17 protein-coding genes and 1 pseudogene are annotated in these 17783 nt (G+C 69.4%); 7 read left to right on the top strand and 11 right to left on the bottom strand.

The genetic code is table 11. From position 1 onward, the window contains the following. Positions 1-111: 111 nt before the first annotated feature. The 6 genes from CRV15_RS35670 to CRV15_RS37645 form a co-directional block, all read right to left on the bottom strand. Positions 112-1857: an FG-GAP-like repeat-containing protein gene (locus CRV15_RS35670; RefSeq protein WP_003952805.1), complete on the bottom strand. Its 1746-nt coding sequence runs from the start codon at positions 1855-1857 to the stop codon at positions 112-114. Positions 1858-1866: 9 nt separating this feature from the next. Further along, positions 1867-3177: a VCBS repeat domain-containing M23 family metallopeptidase gene (locus CRV15_RS35665; RefSeq protein ID WP_003952804.1), complete on the bottom strand. Its 1311-nt coding sequence runs from the start codon at positions 3175-3177 to the stop codon at positions 1867-1869. A gap of 148 nt (positions 3178-3325) precedes the next feature. Continuing rightward, positions 3326-4492 (bottom strand): transglycosylase family protein, encoded by a 1167-nt coding sequence (locus CRV15_RS35660; protein WP_003963769.1) that lies wholly within the window; start codon positions 4490-4492, stop codon positions 3326-3328. A gap of 119 nt (positions 4493-4611) precedes the next feature. After that, positions 4612-5946 (bottom strand): FG-GAP-like repeat-containing protein, encoded by a 1335-nt coding sequence (locus tag CRV15_RS35655; protein ID WP_003963768.1) that lies wholly within the window; start codon positions 5944-5946, stop codon positions 4612-4614. Positions 5947-6069: 123 nt separating this feature from the next. Then, positions 6070-6519, bottom strand: a complete 450-nt coding sequence (locus CRV15_RS35650; protein ID WP_009999706.1) for a hypothetical protein — start codon at positions 6517-6519, stop codon at positions 6070-6072. Between the two features lie 455 nt (positions 6520-6974). Beyond that, positions 6975-7139: a hypothetical protein gene (locus tag CRV15_RS37645; RefSeq protein ID WP_009999705.1), complete on the bottom strand. Its 165-nt coding sequence runs from the start codon at positions 7137-7139 to the stop codon at positions 6975-6977. 158 nt (positions 7140-7297) lie between these two features. Between CRV15_RS37645 and CRV15_RS37300 the strand changes: the two genes are divergently transcribed. Continuing rightward, a complete protein-coding gene (locus tag CRV15_RS37300; RefSeq protein ID WP_009999704.1) occupies positions 7298-7498 on the top strand; it encodes a hypothetical protein in 201 nt (66 codons plus the stop codon). 113 nt (positions 7499-7611) lie between these two features. On the opposite strand, the pseudogene CRV15_RS37295 reads toward CRV15_RS37300, so the two are convergent. Then, a pseudogene (locus CRV15_RS37295) lies at positions 7612-7896 on the bottom strand (hypothetical protein); the annotation flags it as partial. On the opposite strand from CRV15_RS37295, the gene CRV15_RS35640 reads away from it, so the two are divergent. Next, a complete protein-coding gene (locus CRV15_RS35640) occupies positions 7895-8434 on the top strand; it encodes a phenolic acid decarboxylase (RefSeq protein WP_003952800.1) in 540 nt (179 codons plus the stop codon). The pseudogene CRV15_RS37295 and the gene CRV15_RS35640 sit on opposite strands and share 2 nt — an antisense overlap. 555 nt (positions 8435-8989) lie before the next feature. On the opposite strand, the gene CRV15_RS37290 is transcribed toward CRV15_RS35640, so the two are convergent. Beyond that, a complete protein-coding gene (locus CRV15_RS37290; RefSeq protein ID WP_009999702.1) occupies positions 8990-9148 on the bottom strand; it encodes a hypothetical protein in 159 nt (52 codons plus the stop codon). Positions 9149-9208: 60 nt separating this feature from the next. Here CRV15_RS37290 and CRV15_RS37285 point away from each other — a divergent pair, with 60 nt between their 5' ends. The 4 genes from CRV15_RS37285 (at position 9209) to CRV15_RS36215 (ending at position 12789) form a co-directional block, all read left to right on the top strand. Then, positions 9209-9697 carry a hypothetical protein gene (locus CRV15_RS37285; RefSeq protein WP_307786339.1) on the top strand — a complete coding sequence of 163 codons (489 nt, stop codon included), beginning with the start codon at positions 9209-9211 and terminating at the stop codon, positions 9695-9697. Between the two features lie 401 nt (positions 9698-10098). Further along, entirely contained in the window at positions 10099-11277 is a 1179-nt protein-coding gene (locus CRV15_RS35630) for an alpha-hydroxy-acid oxidizing protein (protein WP_003952797.1), read from the top strand. Continuing rightward, entirely contained in the window at positions 11274-12104 is an 831-nt protein-coding gene (locus CRV15_RS35625; protein WP_003952795.1) for a class I SAM-dependent methyltransferase, read from the top strand. The genes CRV15_RS35630 and CRV15_RS35625 overlap by 4 nt, the downstream gene beginning before the upstream one ends. A 544-nt stretch (positions 12105-12648) precedes the next feature. Then, positions 12649-12789 carry a hypothetical protein gene (locus tag CRV15_RS36215; protein ID WP_003963758.1) on the top strand — a complete coding sequence of 47 codons (141 nt, stop codon included), beginning with the start codon at positions 12649-12651 and terminating at the stop codon, positions 12787-12789. 417 nt (positions 12790-13206) lie between these two features. Here the strand turns inward: CRV15_RS36215 and CRV15_RS35620 are convergent, their stop codons facing one another. Then, on the bottom strand, positions 13207-13923 hold the full coding sequence (locus tag CRV15_RS35620) for an RICIN domain-containing protein (protein ID WP_009999700.1): 717 nt from the start codon (positions 13921-13923) through the stop codon (positions 13207-13209). 400 nt (positions 13924-14323) lie between these two features. Here CRV15_RS35620 and CRV15_RS35615 point away from each other — a divergent pair, with 400 nt between their 5' ends. Continuing rightward, complete coding sequence (locus tag CRV15_RS35615) at positions 14324-15088, top strand: adenosylcobinamide amidohydrolase (RefSeq protein ID WP_003952790.1); 765 nt, start codon at positions 14324-14326, stop codon at positions 15086-15088. A 595-nt stretch (positions 15089-15683) separates the two neighbouring features. Here CRV15_RS35615 and CRV15_RS35610 read toward each other — a convergent pair. Together CRV15_RS35610 and CRV15_RS35605 are read right to left on the bottom strand one after the other, a co-directional pair. Beyond that, a complete protein-coding gene (locus CRV15_RS35610; RefSeq protein ID WP_003963753.1) occupies positions 15684-16838 on the bottom strand; it encodes a methyltransferase domain-containing protein in 1155 nt (384 codons plus the stop codon). Positions 16839-16852: 14 nt separating this feature from the next. Next, a complete protein-coding gene (locus CRV15_RS35605) occupies positions 16853-17740 on the bottom strand; it encodes a radical SAM/SPASM domain-containing protein (protein WP_003963752.1) in 888 nt (295 codons plus the stop codon). Between the last annotated feature and the right edge of the window lie 43 nt (positions 17741-17783).

Here is a 17783-nt window from a genome sequence, read left to right as displayed (position 1 = left end):
CACGCAGCCATATTCGGAATCCACGGGCTCGGCCCGCAAGCCGCTCGGCGGCCTGCGGGCTGAGCCCGGGCGCCTCCCCGACGAGGACCGTGCCGCCGTGCCGCCGTCGTCTCAGCGCACCAGGTCGGTACTGGAGATGCCCGATCCGGACTTGACCATGGCGGCGAAGGTGGCGTTTCCGTTCTGCTTGCCGCTTCCGGCGTAGAACTGGAGAGTTCCCGCGTCGTCCCGGGCGAGCAGATCCGGCTTGCCGTCCCCGTTGACGTCTCCCGGAGCGAATACCGTGTGGTAGATCTGCCAGCCGTGGCCTATCTGTGCGCGCGTCCCCAGCGTCCCCGTGCCGGTACCGGGGTACACGAACAGCGCTCCGGCCTTGTCGCGTGCGATGACGTCGGCCTTGCCGTCGCCGGTGACGTCGCCAGGGGCGAGCACGGTGTCATAGATGTCCCAGCCCTGCCCGATGCGGATCTTGGCGTCCACTCTGCCGTCGCCCTTGCCCGGGACGAGGTAGAGGTCACCGTTGTCGAAGGCGACGAGCAGGTCGGCGATGCCGTCCGCGTTCATGTCGGCGCTGGAGTTCAGCGCCGACGCTGCCTGCCACCCCCAGCCGACCTTCTGCGGCGTGGAGAAGAACAGTTCGCTCGTGTGGCCCGGGTGGAAGAGGAGGTCCCCGGTGCTGTTGATCGAGTACAGGTCCTCGCCGCCGCCGTCGTGGTCGACACCCCGCCCGATCAGGCGCAAATCGCTCATGCCGGCGCCCACCTTGCAGGGAACGGGGTCCAGTACGCCGTTGGAACGTCCGAAGTGTCGCCAGAGATCGCCCGCCGCGTCGCGGCGGAGCATGTCCGCCATGCCGTCATCAGGGTTGTTGCAGAACGACCAGGTCGCGGCACCTCGGTAGGCGTAGTGGTCGGACACCGAAGAGATCTGGGGCAGGGCGTCGCCGGCGACGTTCTTGAAGTGGTTCCTGCTGAGGAAGATGTAGTCGAGCTTGGCCTCCGGGTCGGGGGCCTTCGTCATCAGCGTGGGAGCCCCCGAACGGCAGTGGCCCGCAGGCCGGTTGAGCGAGGAGCACGCGGCCGTGAACCGGCTCGTGTCCGTCTCGTCGGCCTCCGTGAAGCGGCCGGTGCCCCCGGAGTGGCTGTAGAAGGAGTCGAGGACCGGGGAGAGCGGCGCGTTGGCCTGGCCGCCGCTGTACCGGGGGTTGAAGTCGCCGCCCAGGACAACGGGGATGCCCTTGTCGATCCAGGAGTTCGCGGCAACCGCCAGCGTCTCGGCCTGTTGTTTCGCGACGGAGGTGTTGTCGGAGTAGAGATGGACCGAACAGCTCCGGGTGGTGCGCCCCTGAAGGGGGGCGTCCACACACAGGGTCGTCCAGCGCTCCGTGCCTTTCTCCAGGCCCGTGGCCAGATCGATGACCTGGTGGTTGGTGATGGCCCCCTTCGTGAACACGGCGAGGCCGTAGTCGCCCTCCACAGCGTTCGGAACGGCGTCGTCCTTGCAGAGATCCTGCGAGGTGTCCCCGGCGGGGGTCTGGGTGACGGTGAAGGAACCCGTGTAGCCCTGAGAGCCCAGCTTCTGCTCCAGCCTGGTGAACTGTGTACGGCAGACCTCCTGGAGGAGGACGACGTCCGTCTTCCAGGCCATGGTCTCGTCGTACACCTTCTGGACGCGGTTGGTGACCTCGTCCGCGGTGGAGCTGCACGCCTCCCAGTTGCCGCAGATGTTGTAGCTGAGGAAGCGCAGAACAGGAGCGGAGGCCGGGTTGACGGTGTCCGCCTGCGCGGAAGGCGTCAGGGGGGTGATCAGACCTGCCACGGCGAGGACGCCAGCGATGGCGGTTCGGCGGATGCGCATGGCGAGTCCTCAGCTGTAGATGTTGTAGCCGTGGCCGATTTTGGTGGGGCCGGTAAAGGTGCCGTCGCCGATGCCCATGTGGGAGTGGAGGTCGCCGTTGGCGTCCCGGGCGATCAGGTCGGCGACACCCGTGGAGTTGATGTCACCGGGGCCGGTGATGGCGTTGTACTTGTTCCAGCCGCCGCCCAGGTCGGTACGCCCCGTGAAAGTACCGTCACCCTTACCCATGTACGAGTACAGGCGGCCGTCCGTACCGCGGGCGAGGAGATCCGGCACGCCGGTCTTGTTGATATCACCCGCGCCGATGATCGTGTCGTACTGGTTCCAGCCGTGGCCGATCTTGGTGGGACCGGTGAAAGTACCGTCACCGACACCCATGTGCGCCCAGAGATCGCCATTGGCATCACGAGCGACAATGTCCGCGACACCGGTGCCGTTGATGTCACCAGCGCCGACGATGAGGTTGTACTTGTTCCAGCCACCACCCAGGTCAGTGCGGCCCGTGAAAGTACCGTCACCCTTACCCATGTACGAGTACAAGTGACCGGTTGCCTTGTTACGGGCCAGAAGATCCGGCACACCCGTCTTGTTGATATCACCCGCGCCGATGGCCACGTCGTACTGGTTCCAGCCACCACCCAGATCCGTACGACCCGTGAAAGTACCGTCACCCTTACCCATGTACGAGTACAGACGGCCGTCCGAACCACGCGCGACGAAGTCGGCAACACCAGTCTTGTTGATATCACCGACACCGATGATCGGAGACACCCCCACCGCCATCGGAGGCTCCGGCTCGCCGCAGTTCTTGCTGACGAACTCCTGCGTCCCGCCGTTGTATGCCACGCCGTCGAAGGTGACGGGCTGACCCGTACCGTTGAGGGTCTCTTCGAAGTGCAGGTGGGCGCCCGAGGAATTGCCGGTGTTGCCGACCCTGCCGATGGTCTGGCCCGCGATCACCGAGGCACCGGCGGTGACGTCGACGGCGGAGAGGTGTGCGTAGTGAGTGGTCCAGCCACCACCGTGGTTGATACGGACGCGTATGCCCGCCCAGCCCCCGCTGTCTCCCGCAACCTCGACAGTGCCGGCGGCACTGGCGGCCACGGGCAGTCCCGTGTCGTCACCGGGATAGCGGTTGAGGTCGACGGAGTTCGTCGGGTTGTGACCTGCGTAGGTGCTGGCCGTCCATATCTCGCCGCAGGGGGCGGGGAGTTGGAAGTCGGGGCGCTCGGCGGCCTGCGCCCCGGACGCTCCGAGGGTGAGCGTTCCCGCCGAGATCGCGACGACAAGGGCAGCGTTGAGCGAGCGACGCATGGGCATGAAGAATCCTTCGTTGAGGAAAGTCAGGGGAGAGAGGCGGAGCGGGCGGCGGTTCCCGGAGCGGTCCGCGGGGTCCCGCCGCCCGTACCACGGGGAACGGCTTTCTCGACGGGGTGAGACCGGAGATCAGCCGTAGGTCAGGTGTGGTTCAGCTGTAGATGTTGTAGCCGTGGCCGGCCTTGGTGCGGCCCGTGAACTTGCCGTCGCCGATACCCATGTAGGTGTACAGGTCGCCGCTGCCGTCACGTGCGATCAGGTCGGCGACGCCCGTGGAGTTGATGTCGCCCGGCCCAGTGATCGCCGTGTACTGGTCCCACCCCGCGCCCAGGTCCGTACGACCCGACAGAGTGCCGTCGCCGATGCCCATGTAGGAGTACAGGTGGCCGGTTGCCTTGTTGCGGGCGAGGAGGTCGGGCACGCCGGTCTTGTTGATGTCGCCGACGCCGACGATGGTGTCGTACTGGTTCCAGCCATGGCCGATCTTGGTAGGACCGGTGAAAGTACCGTCACCGACACCCATATGCGCCCAGAGGTCACCGTTGGCGTCCCGGGCGATCAGGTCGGCGACACCGGTACTGTTGATGTCACCGGCACCGACGATGAGGTTGTACTTGTTCCAGCCACCACCGAGATCGGTACGGCCTGTGAAAGTACCGTCACCCTTACCCATATACGAATAGAGACGGCCATCGGTGCCGCGAGCCAGAAGATCGGGCACCCCCGTCTTGTTGATATCACCGACACCGATGACCATGTCGTACTGGTTCCAGCCACCACCCAGATCCGTACGACCCGTGAAAGTACCGTCACCCTTACCCATGTACGAATAGAGACGGCCGTCCGAACCACGCGCGACGAAGTCCGCCACACCCGTTCTGTTGATGTCACCCACACCCACGATCGGCGACATCCCCGCCGCCATCGGAGGTGTGGTGGGGAACGGGTCGGCGGGGTCGGAGCCGAGGCCCACCCGCGGGCCGCAGTGGGGCCACTGGCCCTCGCCGGCGGCGTCGAGCAGCTTCTCGCCGACGGTTATCTGCTCCTCCCTCGTGGCCTGGTGCGGGTAGGCGGCGTACTGAGTACCGCCCATCGACTGCCAGGTGCTCAGGCTGAACTGGATTCCGCCGTAGTAGCCGTTGCCTGTATTGATGCTCCAGTTGCCTCCGCTCTCGCACTCGGCGAGCTTGTCCCACGTGGCGAGCGAAGCCGCACTGGCGGAGCCGCCGGCCAGGGCGGAAGCGGCAAGAGCAGCGGCGGCGAGGACACCGGCGGCCTTGCGTGCTCGGGGCAGGGTCAGGGACAGGTGACGCGGCATGAATGTCTCCGGGGATTCGGGGGCGCCGGGCGCAGGGAACCACGGCACAGGGGGAGGAAAGAGGGAGGGGAGGGAGGATCGGCGCGCGGGAAAGGAGTCCGCGCGCCCGCCGGTCAACCTCAGTTGTAGATGTTGTAGCCGTGGCCAATTTTGGTGGGGCCGGTGAAAGTACCGTCACCGACACCCATGTGGGAGTGGAGGTCGCCGTTGGCATCACGGGCGATCAGGTCGGCGACACCCGTGGAGTTGATGTCACCGGGGCCGGTAATGGCGTTGTACTTGTTCCAGCCACCACCCAGGTCGGTACGCCCCGTGAAGGTACCGTCACCCTTACCCATGTACGAGTACAGGCGGCCGTCCGTACCGCGGGCGAGGAGATCGGGCACGCCGGTCTTGTTGATATCACCCGCGCCGATAATGGTGTCGTACTGGTTCCAGCCGTGGCCGATCTTGGTGGGACCGGTGAAAGTACCGTCACCGACACCCATATGCGCCCAGAGGTCACCGCTGGCATCCCGGGCGACGATGTCCCCGACACCGGTGCCGTTGATGTCACCGGCACCGACGATGAGGTTGTACTTGTTCCAGCCACCACCGAGATCGGTGCGCCCGGTGAAAGTACCGTCACCCTTACCCATGTACGAGTACAAACGGCCATCGGTGCCGCGAGCCAGAAGATCGGGCACCCCCGTCTTGTTGATATCACCGACACCGATGACCATGTCGTACTGGTTCCAGCCACCACCCAGATCCGTACGACCCGTGAAAGTACCGTCACCCTTACCCATATACGAATACAGACGGCCGTCCGAACCACGCGCGAGGTAGTCGGCAACACCGGTCTTGTTGATATCCCCGACACCGATGATCGGAGACACCCCCACCGCCATCGGAGGCTCTTGGTCCACTCCGCCGATCGGCGAGACATATCCGCTGACGCGCTGGGTGTTGTAGTAGCCGGCGGCGGTGATGGTGCCGTAGGTGACGGCTCCGCTCTGGTTGCCGCCCACCGTGGTGATCGTGCCGTCGGAGTTGATGGACTTCACGAGGGCCACATGGTCGGCGTATCCGGCGCCGTTGTAGTTGAAGACCACCGCGTCACCGACGTGCGGGGTGCTCTTCAGCCCACCGTTGTACTGGCCGAAGCTTCCGGCGGCTGCTGTGAGCCCGCCGACGTCCACACCCGCCTGGGCCCAGACCCACTTCGCGAAGTCGGCACACCAGGCTTGTCCACAACTTCCGTAATAGCCGGATCCGCCTGCACTGTTGGTGTCGCACGGGCCGTTGCCGAGGTTCTGCTCCGCTATTCCTATGATCGTGGAACCCACGCTGGCGGAGGCGGGCTGGGCGCCGGAGAGCATCAGGGCGGGAGCGAGCAGGGCAGTGGCGAGCATCCCTTGCAGGGTGCGTCGAACGGAAATCTTTGACACGTCATGTCTCCTGTAAATCGGCATGCTGAAGTTCTCGGCACGCGCGTGCCGAGTGAACTGAGAAAGAACCGCACCGCGCGAAAGCGCGACGAACACGGACAGCGGTACCGTCGATCAGAGGTGCTGCTGCCGGTCAGGTGGTGCTGCTCAGGGTGCGATCGTGACCTTCGCCGTGGCCATCCCGGCCTGCTGATTGGTCGGCTGTGAAACGGCGTACACCTGGAGTTCGGTGGCTCCGGCACGCAGACCGGTGTCGACTGAGACCCGGTAGCGGATCGTCGTCGTGGCGCCCTTGGGCAGCGGCGCCCCACCGGTGGCGGCAAGGAGGAAGTCCATGCCCGAGGCCTGCGGCAGGAAGACGGGCTGCCAGCTGCCGGTCGCGGGGTCGAAGCGCTCCAGGCGCCCGGCCACCGAGCCGAGCGGGGCGAGCCCCCCGTCGTACTGGTCGAAGCGGACCACGGGTGCGATGAGCGGGTGGTCGGTGGCGCCGGTGTTGCGCATGGTCACGGTGAACTTCAGCGGTGCGCCACCGGGCACCAGCCGCGGTGAGGCGGGCAGTCCGGTGATGTCCACGGTGAGTCGCGCGGTCTTGGCCACGGTCAGCCGTCCTTCGGGAAGGCGCTGCTGCTGTCCGGCAGGCGGGGGCGTGGCAGGCCGGTGGGTGGCAGACGCCGGGCGGCTCGGTTTCTGCGGGGTTCCCGATTGATGCGGAGTCCCCGGGGCCGCGCTTGGCGTCGGCAGGGGTTCGGGTGCCCGGCCTGTCGGGCCGGTATCCAGGGGCTCGGGGGCCTGCGAGGCATGGGCTGCTGCGGCGTGGTCCGCGCTGTCGGCGTCGGAGGGCGGGGTGACCGCAGTGGCCGCGGTACGGGCGTCAGGGACGGTCGGATCGGAACTGGCGCAGGCGCCCAGTGATCCGACGAGCCCGGCGACGAGCAGAACGGCTGCGGCGAGCCGCCGGGGCGAACGAGGGTTGGAGTCGATGAACGTCAAGACGGGTTGCTTCTTCCGCACGTGGGCCGATGGCAGGTGAATCTCGGGTGCTGCCCTGGCGGTCAGCCCCAGATCATGTCGTTGCCGGGCCCGTAGGCGACGACGGTCACGGCGGTGGTGGAGGAGTGGTTCTCGGCCGACTCGGACCGGGCCCCGTGGGCGGCGCCGAGCGCGCCGAGGGAGAGGGCGGCAACCGCGTCGGTCTTGACGAGGGCGCTGCGAAGCATGGTCGTGATCCTTCTGTGTGACGTGATGGTCGCTGGTGCTTCGCGTCCCGCGGTGGCGCTGGGCTCCGGTGGTGTCCTTCAGGGGTGCCTGGCTGACGAGTTCAGCTTCGTCGCAGTTCAGACGGGGTGGAAGGGTGATCAGGTGGACGGAAAGGGCCGTGGACGGATCTGTCCACCATGAGTCGGAGAGGACAGGAGGCGCTCGTGGAAGGGGGCCGCCCAAGGCACTCCTGCGTCCGGCCCTGCTGTATGCCGAGCAGTTCGGCGAGCGCGGGAAGCGCCCGTTCGAGGGCCTGTCGGCTCTCCGGCGGAAGACCGTCCAGAGCGCGATGGAGGGCTTCCTGCCCGCCCGGTCGTAGCGGTTGAGCAGGTCGATGGCAGGCGGCGAGGCCACGAGGCGGACCGTGCACAGATCGGTCGAGGACGGTGTGCGCTCGACGATGCCGGAGGCGGTTGTGGTGCGCACCAGGTCGCTGACCGTGGAGGGTGCCACGCTCAGTCGAACGGCAAGCTCCCCCGACGTGAGTGAACCGCCTTCGGAGAGGACTCGCAGCAGTTCGGTCTGCGCTTCGGCGAGATCAGGCAGATCCTCGGCCTCGCGGGTGCGCAGCACGGCGCGTCGCAGTTGGTTGATGATTCGTCCGAGGCCGGTCGCGGTGTCCAAGGGCTCATCACACCCCGATCGGACAGTCGGACACAGAATGGTCCTGCAGGGAAAATGAATCTGTCGCCAACGGATGCGCAGGAGGCACCCCATGACCGTCAGCGGAGCGCACGAGACCACCGTTCAGAACCCCGTTCCCCCGCAGGACCTCTCCGGGGTCGTCGGCCACCGCTTCATCTACACCTACGCCAACGGCTGGCAGTACGAGATGTATGTGAAGAACGCCACGACCATCGACTACCGGATACATTCCGGTCTGGTGGGTGGCCGCTGGGTCAAAGACCAGCACGTCGACCTCGTCCAGTTGGACGACGACGACTACAAGATCTCCTGGAACGAGCCGACCGGCACATCGGTTTCCGTCAATGTCCTGCCGGGCAAGCGCCGCCTTCATGGCGTGATCTTCTTCCCGCGCTGGGTCGAGGAACACGGTCGGCGCACCGCCCTCTATCAGAACGACCACCTCGACGAGATGCGCACGTACCGCGACGAGGGACCGACCTACCCGATCTACGTGGTCCCCGAATTCGCGAAGATCACCCTGTTCGAGTTCGTCGGCCCCGACGACGAGACCGTCATCTCCGCATCCCCCGTGGAACTCCCGCAGGGCTGGTCCGACCGCTCCAACTGACTGGAACCCCGGGGCGCGGCACTCACTGACGGCGCGCTCACCGCTCTCCTGGCGGCACTGCCCGATCTGCTCACCGAGGACGGGCGCACCACCGCTGCCGAGGAGGACCCGCACTGCGAGCGCATGGTGGACCTCACCGACTGGCAGCGCCCCGGGGGAGGCTCCGGGGGGCGTACTCCGGCCCGCTCCACGGGTGCGGGTGGTGGTGGCGGTCCGTTCCGCCCTCGGCAGCATGGTGACAGTTCACCGCGACGGGCCCTGTGAGAAGCCGGTTGGTTCGGGGTCCGGTCGGGAGGAGGGATGTCCGGTGGCGCGTGGGGAGGCGGCGAAGGACGGTGCGGTGACCGGGAAGAAGCAGGATGATCTGAGCGGGATGCTGATCGAGGACCCTCCCGAGGAGGGCGAGAAGGTGTGACCGCCTGTGGGGACGCCGTCGCACGGCTGGTGGAGCCCGGTTCGCCGGCCGGGCGGTGGGCGGCCGTCTTCACCCTCGGTCGATCGCGCCGCGTTCACCCCCGACAGCGTCTACGCCGAGGTCCCCGGCGAGGGGCACCGCTACGAGAAGGTGACCCGTGACGGGCAGTCAGCCGGGTGGGCTCGGCTGGTGGCCTCGCCTACGGCGGTGATCACCCGGCTGGCGCCGTCGCCGATGGACGGCCTGCCGGTCCCGTCGTCCTCGTCGTCGGCCCCGGCCGCCGTTGCCGCGATGATCACCGCGTTGGACCTGCCCCCCGGGGGGGGTAGGTTCTCGACCTGGGCACCGGCACGGGGTGGGTGGCGGCCCTCCTGGCCGCGTACCGGGCCAGGGTGACGACCGTCGAGTCGGACGCGCACGTCGCCACCGTGGCCGCCACCCGGCTGACCGGCTACAAGGGCATCACGACCGTGCACGGCGACGCCGTCCAGGACCATGACCTGGGGGGTGGGTTCGACGCGGTGCACGCCGGGCTCGCCGTCCCCGCCGGATACCGCCCGTCCGGCTCGCCCAGGTCCGGCCCGGGGCCGTATCGTCGCCCCCTGCGGCGCCCTCTGGTCCCCCACCGGCCTGACCCGTCTCGTCCGCGAGGGCGACGGGAGCGCCATCGGACATTTCAGCCGCACCGCGGTCAGTTTCATGTGGGAGCACGGGCAGCGGCTCCACTGGCCGGAGCCTGCCCAGGACGACGCGCGGGTGTCGGCGTCGCCGGTGGACCCGCGCGAGGTACTGCGATCCCCGGCCGACCGCTGGGCCATCCGCCTGCACCTGCTCGACGCCACCTATGACCCGGCCCCCACGGGCGGGGACCGGATGCTGCGTCTGTGGTCTCTCTGGACGGCGGCACCGCCGCCGTCCAGAGAGACCACTGCCAACGGCTTCGACCGGGCCGCTTGCTCCGGATCTGTCGCTGCTTGGGTCATGCCGGGGCGCGTAGGTGCTGATCGGGGGTTGGCAGCGCACGGAAGGCGTATCTTCGCGCGGAAGCCTAGACTGGGCATCAGGTCGGGGCCCGGTGCTTCGGTGCCGGTCGACGCACCCCGTGACTGCCCTTGTCGCCGTTGTCCGGGCCGAGTTGGGTGGATGATCCCACTGCGGTGAACTTGGTGCCGCGAGCGCCGCGAGCTTCCCGTGATGGGCGGGATGCGGCCTGATTTGCCCGACGGCACAGATGGAAGAGTGCTGCCGTATGGTCTACGCGGGTAGCTACCAGAGCCACACCTTCCGCGCCGGAGGAAGCGCCTATCCCTTCGGTGCGGACGCGCTGGAGGAAGCGGCCCGCCTGAAGCTGCCGGCCGAATCCTTCGACTACATTGCCGGCGCGGCAGGCCGCGAGCTCACCGCCCGCGCCAACATCGCCGCCTTCACCCGTTACGGCCTCATCTACCGCGTCCTGCGCCACAACAGCCCCACGGACCCGGCTGTCACCCTCCTCGGCACGCCCCTCGCCCTGCCCGTCCTCCTTGCCCCCGCAGGAGCGGCCGACCTTGCCCATCCCGGGGCCGAGGCCGAGGCGGCACGAGGTGCCGCAGACGTCGGCACCAGCCTTGTCCTGTCGGCTGTCACCAGCACCCCCCTCGAAGACGTCGCTGCCGCGGCGCCCCATGGCCACCTGTGGTTCCAGCTCGCCTGGCCCGGGGACGAGCAACTGGCCAGATCACTCGTCCACCGTGCCGAGAAGGCCGGGTACGCGGCAGTCGTCCTCATGGGCGACTGCTACGCCGCCGGATGGCGTCCACGCGAGCTCGATCACGGCTTCTTCCCGTACCGGCACGGGCACGGTCTCGGCAACTACTCCTCAGACCCCCGGTTCTGGGAACTCGCCGACCACTCACCATCAGGACCGGGCCTTCCCGACGACGCCACGCGCGCAGTTGCCGCCGCCACCTGGAACCGGGTCTTCACCCGACCAAGCCTCGCGCCCGAGGACCTGGCGACCCTGAAGTCCTGGACGCACCTGCCCGTCCTCGTCAAGGGCGTGTGCGACCCGGGCGAAGCCCGCTGCCTCGTCGACGCCGGTGCGGACGGCATCGCGGTCTCCAACCACGGCGGCCGACAGCTCGACAGCGGTGTCGCCGCACTCGACTGCCTTCCCGCCGTCGCCGCGGCGGTCTCGGGTCGAGTGCCCCTCCTCTTCGACTCCGGTATCCGTACCGGGACCGACGTCCTGATCGCCCTCGCTCTCGGCGCCGACGCCGTCATGATCGGACGCCCATGGCTCTACGGCCTCGCGCTGGGCGGAGCGGACGGAGTGGCTCACGTACTGCGGTGCCTCAAGGACGAATTCACCTCCGCCCTCACTCTGACCGGGCACCATACCTGCGCCACACTGTCCCCATCCGACCTCACACCGGTGAGGGCACCGTGAGCGGCCGCACGGAACGCTATGGAGATGTCCTCTTCAACCACGCCGCCCCCAATGAGCGTGCGTGCCTGGACTCCCTCGGCGCCGTGCTGGACCCCACCACCACCGACGTGCTGAAAGCCGTTCCGGGGCAACGCGGTCTGCGCCTGTTGGAAGTGGCGGCGGGGACCGGCACCGTCGCCCGGTGGATGGCCGTCCACTTCACGGAAGGGCGTGTCACCGCCACCGAGCTCGACACCCGCTTCCTGCATACCCATGGCCACCGCAACCTGACCGTCCAACGGCACGACGTGACGCGCGACGGGTTCCCGGCAGCGTGTTTCGACGTCATCCACGCCCGCTACCTGCTGTCCCACCTCCCCAGCCGTGCCCGAGTCCTCGGGGACCTCGTGAGGTGGCTGGCCCCAGGCGGAACCCTCATGGTCGAAGACCCGTCCCTCTTCTCGCTGAGGGCAGCCCGTGACGACACATACCGGCGCGTCTCCCTCGGTGCTGTGCACGTCCTCAGGAGCCGGATCGGAACCGACTCCGACGAGTGGCCCACTTCCCTTGCCGAACGCTTCACCAACCGGGGATTGACCGATATCAACCTGCGCGTCATGGTTCCCACCGTCTCCTGCGGCACCCCGATGGCCGCGTTCTGGAAGCTGACCCTCGAACATCTCGCACCGGCACTCGTCGAACTGCCCGGCATCAACCGCAGCGACATCCTGTACACACTCGACCGGATGTCCCTTCCGGGCTTCGTCGATCTCGGCATGGCCACCTACACCGTCACCGGCCGCAAGCCCGCAAACGGGTTGGAAGGGAAGGAGTGTCAGCACCAGTGACCGGTAGAGCGGGCGTCACACCACGGCTCTTCTCATGAATGCGTATGCCTGAGAGACCAGGGACCCCGCCGGACCGCGTCCGGTCTGCCACTGGTTCTCGTTCTCACAGCCCAGGGCATCGCGGATGAGGGAAGCCGTGGCTTTCCGCGCACCAGGCTGGCAGCAAGTCCGTAGGGATTCGCAGAAAGACACATCTGAACGGCGCCGAAGTCGGCGGAGCGGTGAGGACACCGGCCGGGGTGCCGCCCTGATGCTGCTCGCCCTCATTCCCCGCGGTGGACCGCCGTCCGCACGGCGCACGCCGTCGACCGGCACCCCCTCGCCGACCGGCGCCTGCGGCACTCCCTGATCTTCCAGACCTCCAGCCCGCGACAGCACCCTGGAAGTCCGCGCCTGCACCGTGAGGCCCTGGCGGCTGGGCTGGTTCCGCGACGTCGCCTCACGGTTCAACCGCCGCGGCCGTGGGCCGTACCAGTGCCCGCTACAGGCTGGCCGACGACGCCATCGCGGGCGCCCCCACCGGCGGGGTCTACGCGATGCCGCTGTGGCTCACGGCCAACGGACACATCCCACCGGCGCCGCAGTCACCGCCTTCATCGCCGTCCAGATCAGCCGGCGCCTGGTCACCGGGCTCGTCCAGGGCGCCAACACCGCCTGCAAGGCCGACCTGTGTCTCGGCGACTGAGCAGGCGCGGGCCCCCGCGGCGACCGCTGACCTCGCCACCCGCACAGAGCCCCCGCCAACTGGACCGAACTGACCGCCGTACGCCGGGCCGAGGCATCCGCGGCCCGGCCCCGGAAGCCGACTCCGGGGGCGGGGAGGGACCGATCACCCTCGCCGAGCCGGTCGCCGTCGTCCTCGGCGCGCCGGGCGACACCGGCAGGACGACCGCGTGGTACGACCGGGACAGCCAGGAACCCCACCCCGTGGATTCCCCGGACGCAGGCCGGGGAACGGCCCGCTCCGGGCCGGTGCGCCTCCGGAGACGGAACCCGGTCCGCCGACGATCCGGGGAACGGCGCTGCCCCCGCCCGCCGGAGAGCCCATCGACGGCGGAGGGGCCGCGGCCCTGGAACGGCATGCGCGGCCCCGCGCCGGGGTTCACTCCCGGCCGAGACTGAAGCGCTGGAAGCGCTGATTGTCGCCGCTGCCGGCTTCCCACTGGACGAGGGCGGCGCCCGCCGAGAGGCTGCTGTCGGCGATGGCCAGGGCCTTGCCCGAATGCTTGGCGATGAGGCGGAAGTACCTGCCGTCGGCGGGCTCGACCCGGAACTTCTGCTGGTCGACGTCGGCCCAGTCCCACTGGTCGGCCCAGCCGCCGTCGTCCTGGGACGCCCCGCCGATGTCCAGGGCCTTGCCCGAGTGCTTCGCCACCAGATACGCCCACTCCGGGACCTCCTCGGCCGTCCCCAGCGACCCGAACTGAAGTGTCACCTCGCGGGAGACGTCCCACGACTTCCACTGCGGGTGGATCACGGTGAAACCGGTGCTGAGCGTGGCCCGCACCGACAGATCCCACATGCCCTGCGCCCACGCCCCCGAGCTGTCCCCCTCGACCCGGGCCGTACCGGACCCCGCGCACTCCCGGCGGGCCCATGTCCCCGTCGTGACATGCCCGTCCGGATCGGTCAGGGTGTACGAGCCCTGGACGGCGGCGAGTTCGGCGTCCTTCCAGCCGAGTTCATTGACCCTGGCCCGGCGCAGCACGATGACGGGAGTGACACGGCCCCCGGCACGGGCACCGCTCAGCCCGACCATCCAGACGAACTCGTAATTCCTGATGGGCCTGTCGACGAAGTCACCGCTGCACTCTTCCACAGCCTCACCCGTTTCCTCGATCCGCCCCGCATGATCCGGTGCGCCGCCCAATGCACCGCAACCCTTCACCTCCCGGCCTCCCCCCACAAGAGCACATCAGTACGAAACGTCACTATCAAGACAACTACGACGACAGAACAGGAACCACACACGGCCACGGTGACGCTCTCCCGGCCCTCCTGCGAAACCGCAGCCGCGCACCGACGCCTTCCCTCGATCCGGCGCGGCTGCCGGATCGCGCCCCCGTAGCCGACGGGCCCCGGCGACGAGGAGGAGAACCTCGGCCCGGCGGGACCTGTCCCCACCCGTACGCGGGTGTCGCGGACGCCCGGCCGCAGTCGGGTCCGGGCTCGTGCGTACGATGGGCCCGTTCTCTCTCCCCCGGCAAGGAGCGCCCTCCGTGAGTACGGTCGTCCCACCGCCCCGCGCGGTCACCGGACTGCTGCCGGTGCGGCGGATCGTCCGCACCGAGGACGGCGAGCGGCTGCCCGCGCTGCTCTGGCGAGCGGGTGCGGGCTGGCGGATGATCAGCAGTGCCGTGCTGGGCGGCGGCCTGGGTGAGCGGCACTGGGTGCTCAACGCCCAGGTGCCGCACGGCTACGGGCGCACCGACCCCGATCGTCACCTGGCCGGGCTGGCCGCTGCCGCCGGGGCGCACGGTGCGGGGGTCGGGCTTCTGACAGCCGCCGATGTCCGCGCGTACGGTCAGGGCCACGACAATGGTGTGGACGCGGTGGCCACGGCGGGGCTGCGGGTACGGGGGTGGGCCGCGTCCCCGGCGGACGGCGTGCCGGAGGCCGATGGCGAGCCGGAGGCCCATGGTGCGTCCGGGGCCGACAGTGTGCCCGGGACCGGTGGGGCATACGCGCCCGTCCAGCCCGGAACCGTCAACATCGTCGTCGCGCTCCCCGTGGCACTGACCGACGCGGCCCTGGTCAACGCGGTCGCCACCGCCACCGAGGCCAAGGTCCAGGCCCTGCTGGACGCCGGGTTCGACTGCTCCGGCACGCCCACCGACGCCGTGTGCGTCGCCGCTCGCACGCCCGGCCCCGGCGCCGTGCCCCACCCCTTCGCCGGTCCCCGCTCCCTGTGGGGAGCCCGTCTGGCACGGGCCGTCCATACAGCCGTACGGGCCTCCGCGCGGGCGTCCGAAGCCCGCTGCTGACGACCTGGCCGAACCGTCAGGAGCAGGCTCGGGCGGTGCCAGGGAAGGCTCGCCCCGCCGCCGCGAAGCCGGTGGGACGGACTCGTGCACGGTGTGTCCCGTCGCGGGTGCGACCAGCCGGTGGGGGGACAGCGGTCGGCCATCTCCTGGGCATGTTCGGCGGTGAGCGTGTCGCTCCGGGTGCCGTGGACCAGCACGGCAGGGCAGTCGGTGGCGAGCCAGTCGTCCCCGTGGCCGCCGTTGACCCGGCCGACGGAGGTGACCATGTCCTGTGGACGGAAGGCCAGGCCCCAGCCGTCGGGCTATGCGCGGATGGAGTCGGTCGGACAGCCGACGTCCCCACCTGCTGACCGAGGCGGATCGCCGCGCCGGGCTGGCCCTTCCCTCCGACTGCCCGATCGTCGGTGTCACCGCGTGGGACGGCCGGCGGCACACCGTGAGGATCACATCCGTCCGGCTGTGCTCCCGCTTCGACGGCTCCTCGGTCCACGGCTCGCGCGGCCGGGCGGAGAACGTGGAGTACGCGGGGTCGACGCGCTGTCCGGTGCCGCCGGTAATGGTTGCAGGTGGCTCGGCCCGTGTCGGCCGGCCCGGTTCAGAGGGTGGCGGACCAGTGTCCGCGGTGCAGGGTGGTCTCACCGTCGGGGGTGATGGTGACCTCGGCGCCGTGGAGGGGGAGTTCGCCCCAGGTGTTGAGGTAGGTGCGGATCTTCTCCAGTGTGTCCCAGAGGCGGCGGGGTCCGCCCTGGTGGACGGTCGGGGGTTCGCGGCGGGTGGGGGCGTCGGCGCGGGCCCAGGAGCCGTCGGGGTGTGCCATCCGCATCGTCCAGGAGCCGTCGTCGTTGCGCCCCATGCGGTGGCTGACCCCGGGGACCTTCAGGTGCAGCATGGACCGGATGTCCCAGGTGTTCTGCACGTCCAGCAGCGGATACCGGCTGCCGGAGACCTCCTCGCCGTCGCCGTCCGCCGCTCCCCACACTTCTGCGGCGGGGGTGGTGTGCTCGTCATCGTCCCCGTGTCGGGCGGACATGAACGAGGCCCAGTGGGGGGCCACACGGCCCCTGGCGCCGCCGTCCGGCGTCCTGTCCGCGACGACGATCAGGCCGGTGTCGGCGATCGTGGTGACCAGCCGACCGCCGGGGCGCAGTGCGGTGAGCCAGGAGGCGGGTACGGGTCGTACGGCGACGGTGGAGATGATGCGGTCGAACTCGGCGGGAAGAAAACCGGTGACGTCGCGGACGGCGGTGTGCGGGTGGAGCCCGATCGCGTCCAGGCGTTCGGTGGCGGCCTGGACGAGGTAGGGGTCGACATCGACTGAGGTGACGTGGTGGTCACCGAGGCGGTGGCAGGCGAGGGCGGTGCCGTATCCCGTGCCGGTGGTGACGAGGGTGCGGGAGGTGTCGGCGAGGGAGGCGAGCCGGTACAGGGTGACGATCAGGGTGGGCAGGGTCGAGGACGACGTGGGCCACCCGCCGGGCGGGGCGGTGGTGCCAGGTTCGGTGTGGTCGGCGTGGACGGTGCCGATCCGGGTCACCAGGGTGGTGTCGGTGTAGGCGGCGTCGAGCCACGCGCCGGTGTCGGTGGGGCCGTCGCGGACCACCCGCCCGGCGTCGGTCCGCTCGAACCAGCGCGGGACGAAGATGTGCCGCGGGACGGAGGCGATCGGCGCCCACCAGCGGGACTCCGGCCGCAGGTGCGCATCGGCCAGGCGGCGGGCGTGGGGCCGCCAGTCCACCAGGGGGATCGGCATCGCTTCCGTCACGGTCACAGGTCCCCGTCGTCGTCCGCTCCGGGGCCGCACGGGCCGCTGTTCACAGGCCCGCACTGGCTGTCGTCCAAGGGCGCGCACTCAGGGTCACATGGAGCTGCGGCCCGGTGGGGGATGCGCGCTCTCAACCGGGCCCACCGGTCGCTCGCCAGGACCGAGGCCAGGCTCGTGCCGTCGGCGACGCTGCCACCGGGAAGGAAGCGGCCTATCTCGCACGGTGCGACCGTCCCGTCCGGGAGGATGGCCGCCTTCCCGTCCCCGCACCGGCCGCACAGCGCCGAGGTGGAAGGCAGCACGCTGCCCGCGGCGTTGCCGACCCGGCGGACCCGGTCGACACGGACCCCCGCCACCCCCAGGGCTTCCAGCTCGGCACGGGCCTGCGCGACGCGCTGACCGCCGCCCAGGTCCACGATCCCGACCTCGACCCTGATCCCCCGGCGCACCGCCTCGACGATGTTCGCCCGCGTCGCGGTGTGGGACCCGGCCCGGCCGGTGACCCGGTCGTGCTCGGCTGCCTCGTCGCTGTAATAGGAGCAGGCGAGGTCCACCCGCGGGTGCTCGTACAAGCTCCAGTGAGCCCCGCGCACCCGGTAGAGATTGGTGTAGACGCGGACGCGCAGCCCGGCGTCCAGCGCGTGCCCGACGAGCCCGGTGAAGCCGGGACTCAGGCTCGGCTCTCCCCCGATCAGCTGCACAGTCACCGCGCCGAGAGCAGCGGCCTCGGTGATGACCCGGCGCCAGTCCCCCGTACTCATCGAGCCGTGCCCGCACGTCGGCCCGGACTCCGCGTAGCAGTGCGAGCAGGTCAACTGGCACCGGGCGGTCAGCTCGATTGCGACACAGCGCAGCGGGGCGGCGGCGGGGCCCTCCGGAGCGATCGTCACAGGGAACAAGAGTAGACACCTGAACGCTCAACCCGACTGACTT

The organism is Streptomyces clavuligerus (genome assembly GCF_005519465.1).
GTDB lineage: Bacteria > Actinomycetota > Actinomycetes > Streptomycetales > Streptomycetaceae > Streptomyces > Streptomyces clavuligerus.
The sequence above is the reverse complement of the archived record's forward strand: the minus strand, read 5'-3'. Positions and strand labels throughout refer to the sequence as shown.

Coding starts and splice junctions, on each gene's coding strand:
- CRV15_RS37645 (WP_009999705.1), bottom strand. CDS start 7,139: ATGCTTCGCAGCGCCCTCGTCAAGACCGACGCGGTTGCCGCCCTCTCC.
- CRV15_RS35610 (WP_003963753.1), bottom strand. CDS start 16,838: ATGCCGATCCCCCTGGTGGACTGGCGGCCCCACGCCCGCCGCCTGGCC.
- CRV15_RS35640 (WP_003952800.1), top strand. CDS start 7,895: ATGACCGTCAGCGGAGCGCACGAGACCACCGTTCAGAACCCCGTTCCC.
- CRV15_RS35670 (WP_003952805.1), bottom strand. CDS start 1,857: ATGCGCATCCGCCGAACCGCCATCGCTGGCGTCCTCGCCGTGGCAGGT.
- CRV15_RS35660 (WP_003963769.1), bottom strand. CDS start 4,492: ATGCCGCGTCACCTGTCCCTGACCCTGCCCCGAGCACGCAAGGCCGCC.
- CRV15_RS35630 (WP_003952797.1), top strand. CDS start 10,099: ATGGTCTACGCGGGTAGCTACCAGAGCCACACCTTCCGCGCCGGAGGA.
- CRV15_RS35655 (WP_003963768.1), bottom strand. CDS start 5,946: ATGCCGATTTACAGGAGACATGACGTGTCAAAGATTTCCGTTCGACGC.
- CRV15_RS35665 (WP_003952804.1), bottom strand. CDS start 3,177: ATGCCCATGCGTCGCTCGCTCAACGCTGCCCTTGTCGTCGCGATCTCG.